General features: G+C 66.3%; 13 protein-coding genes. 5 read left to right on the top strand and 8 right to left on the bottom strand.

The window, feature by feature from the left end; translation table 11 throughout:
- Positions 1-42: 42 nt before the first annotated feature.
- Complete coding sequence (locus RO07_RS15940; RefSeq protein WP_039412285.1) at positions 43-975, top strand: LysR family transcriptional regulator; 933 nt, start codon at positions 43-45, stop codon at positions 973-975.
- 127 nt (positions 976-1102) lie between these two features.
- Positions 1103-1669, top strand: coding sequence for a GTP cyclohydrolase I FolE (folE, locus tag RO07_RS15935; protein ID WP_039412277.1), 567 nt, complete (start codon positions 1103-1105; stop codon positions 1667-1669).
- Positions 1670-1781: 112 nt separating this feature from the next.
- Here folE and RO07_RS15930 read toward each other — a convergent pair whose 3' ends face one another.
- The 4 genes from RO07_RS15930 to RO07_RS15915 form a co-directional block, all read right to left on the bottom strand.
- On the bottom strand, positions 1782-1967 hold the full coding sequence (locus RO07_RS15930) for a hypothetical protein (RefSeq protein ID WP_039412256.1): 186 nt from the start codon (positions 1965-1967) through the stop codon (positions 1782-1784).
- Positions 1951-2949, bottom strand: a complete 999-nt coding sequence (gene cydB / locus RO07_RS15925; RefSeq protein WP_039412243.1) for a cytochrome d ubiquinol oxidase subunit II — start codon at positions 2947-2949, stop codon at positions 1951-1953. The genes RO07_RS15930 and cydB overlap by 17 nt, the downstream gene beginning before the upstream one ends.
- 51 nt (positions 2950-3000) lie before the next feature.
- Positions 3001-4464, bottom strand: coding sequence for a cytochrome ubiquinol oxidase subunit I (locus RO07_RS15920; protein WP_052267377.1), 1464 nt, complete (start codon positions 4462-4464; stop codon positions 3001-3003).
- Positions 4465-4723: 259 nt separating this feature from the next.
- Complete coding sequence (locus RO07_RS15915) at positions 4724-5383, bottom strand: DUF1345 domain-containing protein (protein WP_039412226.1); 660 nt, start codon at positions 5381-5383, stop codon at positions 4724-4726.
- Positions 5384-5923: 540 nt separating this feature from the next.
- Between RO07_RS15915 and RO07_RS15910 the strand changes: the two genes are divergently transcribed.
- The gene (locus RO07_RS15910) at positions 5924-7312 is read left to right on the top strand and encodes an MFS transporter (protein WP_039412207.1); all 1389 of its coding nucleotides are present in this window, start codon (positions 5924-5926) and stop codon (positions 7310-7312) included.
- Positions 7313-7436: 124 nt separating this feature from the next.
- On the top strand, positions 7437-8378 hold the full coding sequence (locus RO07_RS15905; RefSeq protein ID WP_039412181.1) for a LysR substrate-binding domain-containing protein: 942 nt from the start codon (positions 7437-7439) through the stop codon (positions 8376-8378).
- Here the strand turns inward: RO07_RS15905 and RO07_RS15900 are convergent.
- Together RO07_RS15900 and RO07_RS15895 are read right to left on the bottom strand one after the other, a co-directional pair.
- Positions 8333-9148 carry a class II aldolase/adducin family protein gene (locus RO07_RS15900; protein WP_052267376.1) on the bottom strand — a complete coding sequence of 272 codons (816 nt, stop codon included), beginning with the start codon at positions 9146-9148 and terminating at the stop codon, positions 8333-8335. The two genes, RO07_RS15905 and RO07_RS15900, sit on opposite strands and share 46 nt — an antisense overlap.
- A 174-nt stretch (positions 9149-9322) precedes the next feature.
- Positions 9323-10147 carry an isocitrate lyase/PEP mutase family protein gene (locus RO07_RS15895; protein ID WP_039412164.1) on the bottom strand — a complete coding sequence of 275 codons (825 nt, stop codon included), beginning with the start codon at positions 10145-10147 and terminating at the stop codon, positions 9323-9325.
- A gap of 315 nt (positions 10148-10462) precedes the next feature.
- Here RO07_RS15895 and mnmH point away from each other — a divergent pair, with 315 nt between their 5' ends.
- Entirely contained in the window at positions 10463-11563 is a 1101-nt protein-coding gene (mnmH, locus tag RO07_RS15890; RefSeq protein ID WP_039412162.1) for a tRNA 2-selenouridine(34) synthase MnmH, read from the top strand.
- Here the strand turns inward: mnmH and RO07_RS15885 are convergent.
- Positions 11499-12332 carry an AraC family transcriptional regulator gene (locus RO07_RS15885; RefSeq protein WP_039412160.1) on the bottom strand — a complete coding sequence of 278 codons (834 nt, stop codon included), beginning with the start codon at positions 12330-12332 and terminating at the stop codon, positions 11499-11501. The genes mnmH and RO07_RS15885 overlap by 65 nt on opposite strands.
- A gap of 192 nt (positions 12333-12524) precedes the next feature.
- A complete protein-coding gene (locus tag RO07_RS15880; RefSeq protein ID WP_039412157.1) occupies positions 12525-13439 on the bottom strand; it encodes a LysR substrate-binding domain-containing protein in 915 nt (304 codons plus the stop codon).
- Between the last annotated feature and the right edge of the window lie 104 nt (positions 13440-13543).

Genomic DNA, 13543 nt, shown 5'->3' with positions numbered 1-13543 from the left:
GAAACGAATAATTCGGTCGCTCAGTCACAAATTTTTCGATAGATGATCCGTTACCTCAAAACCTTCGTCACGGCAGCCGAAACCGCGTCGTTTTCCGCGGCGGGCGCGCGTCTTGGACTCACGCAGTCGGCCGTGAGCGCGCAGATCCAGCGACTCGAAGACGATCTCGGTGTGCAGCTCTTCGAGCGCACCGGTCGCGCGGTCTCGCTCTCGGACGATGGCCGCCGCCTGCTGGCGCAGGCGCAGGGTGTGATCGCGGGGTACCAGGCGATGCGCGGCGAGGCGGATGCGCGCGGCATGCAGGCCGCGCTGGCGCCCATCCACGTCGGCGCGATTCTGACGGTGCAACTGGGATTGCTGCCGGGGGCGGTGCGACGCTGGACGTCGCTCGGCGCCATGCCGCATCTGAACATCGTGCCGGGCATGTCGGTGCAGTTGCTTGCGCAACTCGACGCGAAGGAACTCGATCTTGCGGTGATGATCCGTCCGCGTATCGGCGTGCCAGCGGACATGAAGTGGCTCACGCTCATGTACGAGCCGTACGTCGCCATCGCGCCGAAGGGCGCGCGCGGCACGATGGCCGATTGGGCGGCGTCGCTGCCGTTCGTGCGCTACAACCGGCGCTCGTACGGCGGCGATCTGGTCGAGCGTTATCTGCGTCGTCACCGGGTGTGGGTGCGGGAGGGCGTGGAGCTCGATGAACCGGAGGTGATTCTGCGCATGGTGCGCGCGCGGCTGGGCTGGTCGATCGTCCCGGCCACGTTGATCGGTCTGCCGGTGGACGGCGGGAAGCCGGCAAAGGCGGGGACAAAAGGAAGCGAAAGGAGGGGCGCGATCGGCGTGCAGGTGCTGCCGCTGTCCGGCGCGCCGCTCACCCGGGAGTTGGGCGTGCTCGTGCGCCAGTCCGCGCTCAAACGCGGGCCCGTCGCCACGCTGATGCAATGTCTGACCGACGAGGCCCGATCGAGAGAGTGAGCGCCATGCGCGGGCCAGGACTCTCTGCTATTGTGCGCACATGTCCGGCGGCGCACGGGGCGCGTCAGCGATAGCGCAAGCGGCTGCGGCGCAGCGCACCGGACCTCATGCAAGGAGCTTGACTCATATGTCCCACGACACGTTCGACGAAAACGACTGGAAGCGATTCCTGAAACACATCGGCGAAGACCCGAATCGCCCTGGCCTGCACGAAACGCCGTCGCGCGTGGCCAAGGCCTGGCGCCATTGGACCGCCGGTTACGAACAGGACCCCGCCGAAGTCCTCAAGGTCTTCGAGGACGGCGCCGAACAATACAACGAACTGATCGTGGTGCGCGGCATTCCTGTCTACAGCCACTGCGAGCACCATCTCGCGCCGTTCTTCGGCAAGGCGACCATCGGCTATCTGCCCAATGGCAAGATCGTCGGCCTGTCCAAACTCACGCGGCTGGTCGATTGCTTCGCGCGCCGCTTGCAGGTGCAGGAGCGCCTGACCACGCAGATCGCAGACGCGCTGATGACGCATCTGCAACCGAAGGCCGTGGGCGTGGTGGTGTCCTGCCGTCACATGTGCATGGAAAGCCGCGGCATCCGTACGGCGGGGGAAGAGACTGTGACGTCGGCGATGCTCGGCGAACTGCAGCCCAATCTCGCGCTGCGCACGGAGTTCCTGGCGCTGGCCCGCGACAAGTAAGTGCTCGGCGACATGCCGCGAAAAACGCCGACAGGGCTGCGAACTGGCCTGTCGGCGTTTTCTTTCATCTGGGGCTGACCGGACCCGTGAGCACGGCCGCCAGCGTGCCGCCTTATCTGGCCGTGGCGATGATGAGCTTGAAGGGGAGCGCGAGCAGCGCCGTGCCCGCCACCCCGGCACACCACAGCGCAACGAACCATCCCCAGCGAACGAGCGTGCGCTGCCATGTGCTTTGCAGGGTGGCGCGCTCGCGGCGCCGGCGCTCGGCAGGCCGGACCAGATCAGTGATAGTGCGCATCGTGTGTCACCTTGCCGCGAAAGACCCAGTACGCCAGCATCGTGTAGGCGATGATGACCGGAATGATGAAGGCCGCGCCCCACAGCGTGAACGACAGACTCGAGTGCGGCGCGGCGGCGTCCCACAGCGTGACGCCCGGCAGGATCGCATACGGATAGGCGCTCACGAGCAGGCCGCTGTAGCCGAGGAAGACGAGACCGATGGCGAGCCAGAACGGCGTGGCGTCGTGCGCGCGACGCAGCACGCGACGCATCACGAGGGCGGCGATCGCCACGAGGAAAGGCACCGGCAGGCAACGCCAGAACCATTCGCCGCTGAACCAGCGCTCGGCCACGAGCGGCACGCGCAGCGGCGTCCACAGCGACACGATCGCCATCGTCGCGACGAGCGCCAGCGTGAGCGGCCACGCGAGTACGCGCAGGCGACGTTGCAGGTCGCCTTCGGTCTTGCCGATCAGCCAGCAGGCGCCGAGCAGCGCGTACGTCACGAGAAGTCCCAGGCCGGTGAACAGATTGAATGCCGTGACCCACGCGAAGGCATCGCCGGCGAATTGCCCGTTCTCCACCGGAATGCCCGAGAGATAGGCACCGAGCGCCACACCCTGGAAGAACGTGGCGCCGGCCGAGCCGCCGATGAATGCGAGATCCCACCACTGTCGCGTGCGACGCGACTTGCCGCGGATCTCGAACGCGACCCCGCGAAAGATCAGGCACACCAGCATCAGCACCAGCGGCAGATACAGCGCGGAGAGTAGTACCGAGTACACCATCGGAAAGGCGGCGAGCAGGCCGGCGCCGCCGAGCACCAGCCAGGTCTCGTTGCCGTCCCACACGGGGGCCACGGAGTTCATCATCGTGTCGCGCTCGCGAGCATCGGGGAAGAACGGAAAGAGAATGCCGATGCCGAGGTCGAAGCCGTCGAGCACCACGTAAAGAAAGAGGCCTAGCGCGATGACGGCGGCCCAGGCTAAGGTCAGGTCCATGGGAAGTCTCGAAACAGTCTCGAATGAAGTCGATGCGATGCCGCGCCGGGCTCAGGTACTCGGCGCGGGGCGCACGGGATGCACGGGATGCGTTTCCAACCGCCCGGACACACCCGCCACATCGGCGATGTCCCGCGGTGCGGCGTGCGCTTCGCGGCGCGGGTGTTCGCCTTGTCCGTCTTCCTCTCCCCGTCCCGCAAGCACGGGACCGCCGCGCAGGATCTTCAGCAGGTAATACACGCCGGTGCCGAACACGAGGAAGTAGGCGACGACGAGCACGAACAGCGACACCTGGACCTGCTGTGCGCTCACTGGCGAAATGGCCTCGGCGGTGCGCATCACACCGTAGACGACCCACGGCTGACGGCCTGCTTCGGTCGTGACCCATCCGGCGAGCAACGCGACGAACCCGGTCGGCGACAGACAGAGCATGACGCGTGCGAAGCGGCGCGAGGTGAAGAGCGTGCCCCGACGGCGCAGCCAGACGGCGGCGAGCGCGGCGGCGATCATCGCGAGCCCGAGGCCGACCATGATGCGAAAACTCCAGAACACGAGCGGCACGTTGGGGCGCTCGTCCTTCGGGAATTCCTTCAGGCCGCGCACCTCGCCGTCCCAACTGTGCGTGAGAATCAGACTGCCCAGATGCGGCACTTCGAGCGCATAGCGCGTCGTCTCGGCGTCCATGTCGGGCCACCCGAAGAGGTTGAGCGGCGTGCCGCCCGTCTTCGTTTCCCACAGTCCTTCCATCGCGGCGAGCTTGGCCGGCTGGTGCTCGCGCGTGTTCAGCCCGTGCAGATCGCCGACGAAGGCCTGCAGCGGCGCGAAGATCAGCAGCAGCCACATCGCCATCGAGAACATGGTCTTGACGGCCGGATCGCGGCGGCCGCGCAGCAGATGCCATGCCCCGGTGCCCGCCACAACGAGCGCGGCCACCACGAACGCGGCAATGCTCATGTGCGCGAGGCGATACGGAAACGAGGGATTGAAGATCACATCCCACCACGACAGCACGACCACACGACCGTCCACGATCTCGTAGCCCTGCGGCGTTTGCATCCAGCTGTTCGAGGCGAGAATCCAGAACGTCGAAATCAGCGTGCCGATGGCCACACACAGCGTGGCGGCGAAGTGTGCACGCGGACTCACACGATTCCATCCGAACAGCATGATGCCGAGGAAGCCCGCCTCGAGGAAGAACGCCGTCATCACCTCGTAGGTGAGCAGAGGACCGGTGACGGCGCCGGCGAAGCTGGAGAAGCCAGACCAGTTCGTGCCGAACTGGTAGGCCATCACCACGCCCGAAACCACACCCATGCCGAAGCACACGGCGAACGCCTTCGACCAGAAGCGGCACAGATCGAGATAGTGCGGCTGGCGAGTCTTGAGCCACAAGCCTTCGAGTACGGCAATGAAGCTGGCGAGACCGATGGAGACGGCGGGGAAGATGATGTGAAAGGAGACCGTAAACGCGAATTGCACGCGCGCCAGGTCGAGGGCGTCGGGGACGGCAGTCATGTTGCGCTCTATGTATGCAAATTAACCCTGTCATGTACGGCAACGTTGATATCCGATTGCCGCTTGTTTGCGTACATAGTAGGAGATGCTGCGTTGCAGCATGCGTGACAAGTCGTCACATGTGGCGCATTGACGCGGTTTTATTGGTCGCCGAATTTTGCGTTAGTTGTATGTTTTTTAAAGACTTTATGTCGGCGTCTCATGCGACGCCATGTCGCATGGGGCACGCGCGGCGCGTGGCCCCGAGGCGGCTGCGGCGCTAGCTGAGCAGGCTCGCGCCGATGTTGATCGACAGGCCCAGCACGGCCAGGTTGAAGAAGAACGAAAGGACGGCCTGGGCGAGCGCGGCGCGTCGCATGCGGCGCGAAGCGAGGGAGACGTCGGCGGTCTGCGACGCGACGGCAATGGTGAACGAGAAGTACAGGAAGTCCCAGTAATCCGGATCGCAATCGCGGTCCGGCCACATGAGCGCGAACGGTTTTTCCGTGTCGGTGAAGTACAGGCGTGCGTAATGCAGCGTGTAGATGGTGGGCACGAGGAACCAGCCGGCGATGAGCGTGGCGGCGGCGAACAGCACGTGCTCGGAAGTTTGGTGTGGCGCACCTGTCTTCGCGCTGGCCAGTTCGTGGATGATGGCGGCCACGCTGGCGATCGCCGAGAGGCTGACGACCGTCAGCACGAGCGCCGCGCTCTGATCCTCCTGCTCGGCGAAACGTTCGATGCTGCGTTTCGGGGCCGTGACCATCATGAACCAGATCATCGCGAGATAGGCCCAGGCGCCCGTATTCCATCCGATGAGCGTGCGCGTCACGCCATTGAAATGCCCCTGCGCAAACACGCCCGCCAGGATGCCCACGCCGATGGCAAGCAGCAAACGAGGATGGAAGCGCAGCAGATGCGAGAAAAAGTCGGCATTCATAGGGGCGGCGAAATTGAGGGCTGGAAAGCGGGGACGATGGGACAACTCGCGGCCAAGGTACACCGCCGCCGGCGAGGCGTCCAGCCGACCGGCCGAAGCGGGGAGGGACGCCTCGGTGCGCTCGCTGTCGTCGCTCCGTCACTCACCCCTCGGCCAGCCCGCGACGCTCCCGCTCGCGGCAGCCCCGGCGCACGTTAATGGTGCGCCGCCGCATCGCGATGCGGCATCGTGCCCGTTGCGGTGTCACGCCGGGCGCCGGACATGGGCGGCTTCCCCCCGCGCAGGGGCGTCTCGTTGCCCCCGACGCGCACATCGCGAAGCCCCGTGCGCCGGGCGTGTGAGGCGTGTTCGCGCCGAGCGTGTCGTCGCTTGGCACGCCGCTTGCTCAAGATGACACAAGGCCAATGGCGGCCGAGTGAAGGCAAGCGAATTTTCTGCACCGAATCCAGACGGGGCAACGGCGTCCCGAAGTCATCATGCCTGTTCACAGGCTTACGGCTTCGGGGCGCTTTTTTTTGGCTCACGAATACGAGGGACTCCATGAGCACGCTCACGCAATCGTTGAAAAGTGGCAACTGGCGCGCGCTGGTTGCGTGCTTTCTGTACTTCGACACGGGTTTCACCGTCTGGGTGATGTTCGGCCCGCTGGCGCCGTTCATCGGCAAGGACATTACGATGACGCCGGCACAAACCGGCTTTCTCGTGGCCGTGCCAGTGCTCGGCGCCGCGATTCTGCGCGTCACGCTGGGCAATCTCTATCAGGCATACGACGGCCGCAGGATCGCGTTGATGGGACTCGCCCTCTCGGCGATTCCGTCAGTGGTCCTGCTGCTCATGCCCGGCACACCGTCGTACACGCTGCTGCTCGTGCTCGGTGTGTTCCTCGGCATCGGCGGTGCGAGCTTCGCGGTGGCGCTGCCGATGGCAGGTAGCAACTATCCGCCCAAGGTGCAGGGGCTGGTGCTGGGGCTGGCGGCGGCGGGCAACGTCGGCGCCGTGCTCGACGGCTTCATGTTCCCGGGGCTGGCCGAACACTTCGGCTGGGCGCGCGCGGCCGGCGCCGCGTTGCCGTTGCTGGCGCTCGCGGCGTTGGCGCTGGTGTTCTGGGCGAAGGACCAGGGCGTGAAGTCGGGCAGTGCGGCGCGCGCCTTCACTAGCTTCTTCATCACGATGGCCGGTTTGATCGCGCTCGTGTTGTGCGTTCACGCCGGTGCGTTCGGCGAAGGCAAGACCGGTGTGCTGCTGCTGCCGGTGCTCGGTGCGCTGCTCGCCATCGCGGTGCTGCCGCGCCACTATCGCGGCGTGCTGGCCGAGCGCGACACGTGGGTGATCATGCTGGTGTACAGCATCACGTTCGGCGGCTTCGTCGGCATGTCCTCGTACGTGACGACGCTGCTCATCTCGTTGTATGGCATGCCGCGCATCGAAGCGGGCCTGTTCATGTCGCTGCTGGCGTTCCTCGGCGCGCTGGTCCGCCCCATCGGCGGGCTGATCGCGGACCGCATCTCAGGCGTGCGCGCGCTGGTGTTGCTGCTTGCGGCCATCTCGGCCTGCGACTTCGTGTTCGCGGCGTGGATGCCGCCGCAGGGCGCCGGCATTGCGCTGCTCGTGCTCGTCTACCTGTGCTTCGGGCTCGGCAACGGGGCCACGTTTCAGCTCGTGCCGCAGCGCTGGCAGGGCAAGACGGGCCTGATGTCGGGCATCATCGGCGCGGCCGGCGGCATCGGCGGCTTCTATCTGCCGGTGATCATGGGCATCGCCAAGGAATCGACGGGCAGCTACCAGATGGGCTTCGCCACCTTCGGCGCGCTGGCCGCCGTGGCCTTCCTGCTGGTCGTCGCACTGCGTTCGCACTGGATGACGTGGGCGCTGCCCCGTGACGTCGCGGGCGGCGCGATGCTCCCGGGCGGTGTGGCGCACGTGGAGTAAGCGGGATTGTTATACGGCGGCTTCGATCGAATCGGTGCTTCCACTATTCGACCGGGGCCGCTTTGTCGCCTCACGACGCTTCGCATAGACTGTCTGGCGAGATCGTATTCCCATAGGAGACACCATGCGTCTGGGCGTTCCCAGCCTCTCGGCGTTGCAGGCTTTCGAGGCCAGCGCCCGTCATCAGAACTTCGCGCAGGCCGCGCAGGAACTCGCGCTCACGCATGGCGCCGTGTGCAAGCGGGTGGGCGAACTGGAGGGGCATCTGGGCGTTGCGCTCTTCGAGCGCGTAAAGCAGCGGCTGGTGCTCACGCCTGCCGGCGCGGAGTACGCCAAGCGCATCCGTGTGCATCTCGACCAGATCCGGCGCGATACGCTCGACGTCGTGCAGCAGGGACGGGAGACCGCGCTGGAAATCGCCGTCGGCGTCACGTTCGCGGCGCAGTGGCTGATTCCGCGACTCGACGACTTCTACGCCAGCACGCGCGACGTGCGTCTGCACATTCTCGGGCGCGACCAGCCGGTCTTCTTCGACGATTCGGCCTTCGACGCCGCCATCTACTTCAGCACCCGGCTGTGGCCCGGCATGCCCGGCACGGCGCTGATCACCGACGACACCCTCATGCTCGTGGCGGCGCCGCGTCTGCTCGATGGGAAGCCGTCGCTCTCGCTCGAACGGATCGCGTCGCTGTCATGGATCTGCCCGCGCGACCTGCCGCGCGTGTGGGACGACTGGCTGGCGTCGCTCGGCTTGCCGCCCGGCGACGCGGTGCGGCCACAGCGCAGCGCACAGCGTTACGACATGTTCATCATGGCGATCAACGCGGCCGTCGCGGGGCTCGGGGTGGCGTTGCTGCCGCGTGTGTTGATCGAGCGCGAACTGGCCACCGGCGCCCTCGTGCAGGCGCACGCGCACACGCTGGCCAGTCCGCAAACCATCTATTATTCGACGCCGGCGCAGCGCAGCGACTGGGCGCCATTGCGCCAGTTCGATACGTGGCTGCGTCGCGCCGTGGACGACTATCGCGCCAGCAGATCGGGGCACTCGCGCAGCACCTGCTCGTAAAGCCCCTGGTAGCCGAGCCACGCGACGTAATCCGAACCGAGCAGGCGATGTACCTCGCGGGCCTCGGCGTCGCCGAGCACTTCGAGCGGCCCGGCGGCTTCGGCGAGCAACTGCACCTGCGCGCAGCGCTCCATCGCGAGGAAGCGATAGGCAGCCGCGTCCACCGACGAGCCGACCGTCAGCAGGCCGTGATTGAGCAGCACGGCCGCGCGCTTGTGCCCCATCGTCTGCGCGATGCGGCGGCCTTCCTCGGCGCCGAGGACGAGTACGTCGCCGCGGAACAGTACGTGATCGTCGAAAAACAGACACGCTTCCTGATTGATCGGTGCGAGTGGGCGGGTGCGGGCCGAGAAGGCGCGTCCGTGCGTGGTGTGGGTGTGCGCGGCGGCCGTCACATGGGGCAGCGTAGCGTGAATGCCTGCGTGAATGGCCATGGCGGCGGCGTTGACCGGGCCGTCGCCGTGATGCAGGTGGCCCGCCTCGTCGACGAGAATCAGATCGTCCGGACGAATGGACGAGAAGTGCTGTGCGTAGCGGTTGACCCAGAAGCGGTCGTGGAACTCGGGGTCGCGCACGGTGATGTGTCCGGCGATGCCTTCGGCCAGGCCGAAGCGCGCGAATATCCGGAAGGCGACGGCCAGACGCAGCTTCCGGTCGGCGCGCTCCGCTTCGACGCTATCGAAGACGCGCGGCCTGGGCAGCGGCGCGCCGAGCGGCGTGGGGATGGCAAAGGCATCGTGCGCGGCGGCCGGGGGAGGCGGCTGATTCATGAGGACACTCCGTAGAATGAGGCGCCGCGCACGCCGCCTTCGCAGCGGGTCTCACTGTCTGCGAGCGCGATGCGTCGGCCGGTAGCGCATTGTCCGGGCGCTTGCCGGCGACGTCCATCGACGAAAAGTCACTGGTCATGTACCGGCGCCCCGGCGGCCGCCCAGCTCAGGCAATCACGCGTCCTGCCGGAACAGGCCGTTGAGCGTGGCGCCGCTTGCCGCACCCTCGAAACCGTCGAAGCGGCCTTGCGCGAGTGCCTGAGCGGCGTGAATGAAGCCGCCCCAAGCGGCGCGGGCGAGGGCGCCGCCGACGCTGACCCGGCGTACGCCGAGATCGGCGAGATCCTGCAGCGTAATGGGCGACGTCGCCCCGATCAGCACGTTGACCGGCTTGGGCGCCACGGCGGTGACGACGGCGCGAATCTGCTCGGCCGACTGGATGCCGGGCGCATAGAGGCAATCGGCGCCGGCCTCGGCATAGGCCTGGAGGCGCGCGATGGCGTCGTCGAGATCGGGCACGCCGGCGAAGAAGTTCTCGGCGCGGCCGATCAGCAGCGTGTCGCCACCGGTCTCGTCGATGGCGCGGCGCGCCGCCCGCATGCGGGCGACCGCTTCGTCGAGGGGAAAGAGCGGGGTATTGGCGTCGCCCGTCGAGTCTTCGATGGACAGCCCGGCGACGCCGGTGGCCACGGCCAGCTTGACGCTTTCGGCCACGTCGTCGGGCGTGTGTCCGAAGCCGCTTTCGAAGTCGGCGTTGACGGGCAAGTCGGTCGCCTCGACGAGCGTGCTCAGGTGTGCCAGCACGGTCTCGCGCGTCACGCCGTTATCGGGGCGGCCCGTGGACCAGGCGAAGCCGGAGCTGGTCGAGGCGACGGCCTTGAAGCCGGCGTGTTCGAGGTATTTCGCGCTGCCGGCGTCCCACGGGTTGGGGATGACGAAGCAACCGGCAAGATGGAGTTCGCGAAAGGCGGCGCGTTTTTCGGCGGTGCTGCGTGGCATGGTGGTGTCTCCTTTTTGGGGGGGCGGACGGCCAGATGCCGATCATCGCGGTTTTGGGCTGCGCTCGCAAGGCAGACTCCGCCACGCCGTGCCGGAGCGAGCGAGTGTATCCTGTCGGGCGAGCGCGGGCAGAGGTGTCCCGCGACAGGAAATGCCGGTAGCGATGTCCTTCCCGATGATTCGATCCTTGACTTGTTTAAATGCGGTGTGTGCGCTGGGCGCCGCGGTGACGGCGGCCGGCTGCGGTTCGCCGCGACCCCGGCCGTCTGGCCCCGACCAAGCCGTCCATTGCGGGCAACCCGTGGCAGGGGCGAGATGAACCCGCTGCGCGTACCGCTCGAGCGTGCCGGTGAATTCGACGAGATCGTCGACGTGCGCACGCCTCTCGAATTCGAGGAAGACCATATGCCCGGGGCGATCAATGCGCCGGTCCTCGGCAACGAAGAGCGCGTCATCGTCGGCACGATGTACGCACAGGTGTCGCCGTTCGAAGCCACGCGCGTGGGCGCGGCGATGGTGGCGCGCAATATCGCCGCGCATCTCGAAACCACATTCGCCGACCGGCCTCGCAACTGGCGCCCGCTTGTGTATTGCTGGCGTGGCGGCAAGCGTTCCGAGTCGATGACGGTCTGGATGAACATGATCGGCTGGCGCGCGCGTCAGCTCGAAGGCGGCTACAAGACCTATCGGCGCGACGTCGTGACCTTGCTCGACACCTTGCCGCCGACGCTGGATCTGATCGTCCTGGCGGGGCATACCGGCAGCGGCAAGACGCGTCTGCTTCATGCGCTGGCCGACGCCGGAGCGCAGACGCTCGATCTCGAAGCGCTTGCCGTGCATCGCGGTTCGCTGCTCGGGGCCATGCCCAACGCCGGGCAGCCGTCGCAGAAGTCGTTCGACACCGCATTCGTCGGTGCGTTGCGCAGCGTCGATCCGGCGCGGCCGGTATTCGTCGAAGCGGAAAGCCGCCGCATCGGACGCATTACGCTGCCGGAATCGCTGATGGCGGCGATGCGCGGCACGCGGTGCGTCGAAGTGAGCGCTGCGCAGTCGGAGCGCATCGATCTGCTGATGCAGGACTACGCGCACCTCTTCGCGAATCCCGACACCTTCCGCGGACAACTGCGCAAGCTCGTGCCGCTGCACGGCCGTGCGGTGGTGGAGCAATGGTTGACGCTGCTCGAGCGTGGGGAGCGTCGCGAGTTGTTCGAGGCGCTCATCACGAAACATTACGACCCGGCGTATTCGCGCAGCTCCCGCAAGATGCTGGGCGGTCTCGCGCAGGCGATTCCGTTCACGTTCCATCCCACCGCGCAAGACCTGCGCGCTCAGGCGCAGGCCCTGCTTGCGCTTACTTCACAGGCAGGCAAATCCGTGTGCGCAACTGTGCCGGCGGCGTCGAGCGTGGATCGTTGAGGTACTGCTCGAACATCGGGAAGTCGGCCGGTTCCAGCCCGCTGGCCGGCAGCCATTCCGAGAAGAGCCATTGATACGGTTTGCTCATCTCGTTGTAAGGGCCGGTGTAGGTGAGCATGGCGCAGCGTCCAGCCGGGATCTCGAAGCGTTCCAGATCGCCGGCGAGGGGCGCGTCGGCGGCGACCGACACGCCGGCCAGTGAGCGCAACTTGTCCGTGGGCACCTGTTCCGGATCGTCGAAGTAGACGCCGAAGCCGGTGGTGTCGGGCCGGGCCAGTCCGTGGGCGGCGGCGAGCATGAAGACGCGCGCGAAGAGCGGGCCGATCTCCTGGTAGCTGCCGGTGTGCTTGAGCACGGCGAGGGTGGTGGCGGGGAATGATTCGACGACAATGGGATACATGGCGGGCTCCTGAGGATCGAAAGGTTCGGAGCGGGCGTTGCGATAGCGCCCCGGCGGAATGCCGAACAGCGCCCCGAAGGCCCGGTTGAACGCGGCGTCCGACTCATAGCCGGCACGCGACGCCACAACGCGCATCGAATCCTCCGACCCGGCGAGTGCCACCGCCGCGCGATGCATGCGAATGCGCTGCACCGTGCCGTTCACCGTTTCGCCCATCAGCGCGCGATAGATGCGGTGAAAATGGTACGGCGACAGGCAGGCCAGATCCGCCAGGTGATAAAGGTCCGGTGTGGCGTCCGGATGATCGGCCAGCCAGCGCAGGACAGGTTCCAGGCGCTGGGCATATCGAATACGGGTTTCGGGTTTCATTTGCGCTCCTTGGACGCCAATGTATCGGCAGGCGATTTGCCGATTTTGCGCATTTTCGGTGTGTCGTCCGTCCCGAGCAAGCCCCGAACATTTCCTTGCGAGAGCTGCGGGTCGCCGCATGGTCCGCCGGCGCCCCGGGCCTTGCCGCATGTCGTTGCGCCGGCGCCGAAGCACCGGTTGCCGAAGCAACGTTCACCCCGGAAACAGGGCGAGCATGCGCTGCTTCGTGTACGCCACGAACGCCTTGGCCAGTTGCGAGGGCGGGTGCTGGTTGGAGGTGACCAGCGAAAAGCCCGAGAGGATGGTCGGCTCGAACGGTTTGACGATGACGCGTCCGGCCGCATAGCGCGCCGTCACCTGGTCGATGATCGACACGCCCGCGCCATGCTCGACCAGCACGCAGATGGCTGCCGACAGTTGCGACTCCGCACTCATCACGCGATCGATCTGGCGCTCGGCGAAGATGCTGTCGATGTACATCCGGCCGTCGAATTCCTTCGGATAGGACACGAATGACTCGTCGCGCAGGTCCTCGGGATGGATCACGTCGCGATCCGCGAGCCGATGGCCGTGCGGCAGGATGCAGCGCATCGGCGCGCGGTGCAGTGTCTCCACATTTACGCCCGCATGCGTGAGCGGATGCGCGATGAAGCCGACGTCGCAGCGGCGGCCGACGACCATGTCGACCACGATGCTCGACGCATGGATGAGCAGCGTCGTGCTCACGCCGGGATGTTCGCGCATGAAGCCGGTCAGCGTGGTCGGCAGAAACTCCAGCGCCAGCGCCGGTGCGCCCGCGATATGCAACGACCCGCGCCGCAGCGACTTGATCTGCTCGGCCGTCTGCGCGATGCGATCGATCCCCGCGAACGAGCGCTCGACTTCCTCGAACAGCACCAGCGCTTCGGGCGTCGGATTCAGGCGCCCGTTGCTCCGATCGAATAGGGCAAACCCTATGTCGGCCTCCAGATCGTTGATCAGACGCGTGACCGCCGGTTGCGAAACGTGAAGCATCTCGGCGGCCCGCGTGACCGTCTGGCGCAGGATCAGCGCCCGAAATGCCTCCAACTGCCGGATCTTCATCGAAGCCTCGCCATCCTCGTCCATAACATTTGCGTATGGGCGGGCAAAAAAATGTGATTTGACCGTGAGTGCGTCGAAAACGACTCTACGAAAACAACGCAGAAGTTTGAGTTTTTCTCGTAATGCCG

The sequence above is a fragment of the Pandoraea pulmonicola genome, assembly GCF_000815105.2.
GTDB classification, from domain to species: domain Bacteria; phylum Pseudomonadota; class Gammaproteobacteria; order Burkholderiales; family Burkholderiaceae; genus Pandoraea; species Pandoraea pulmonicola.
This window is presented reverse-complemented; position numbering and strand designations above follow the sequence as displayed.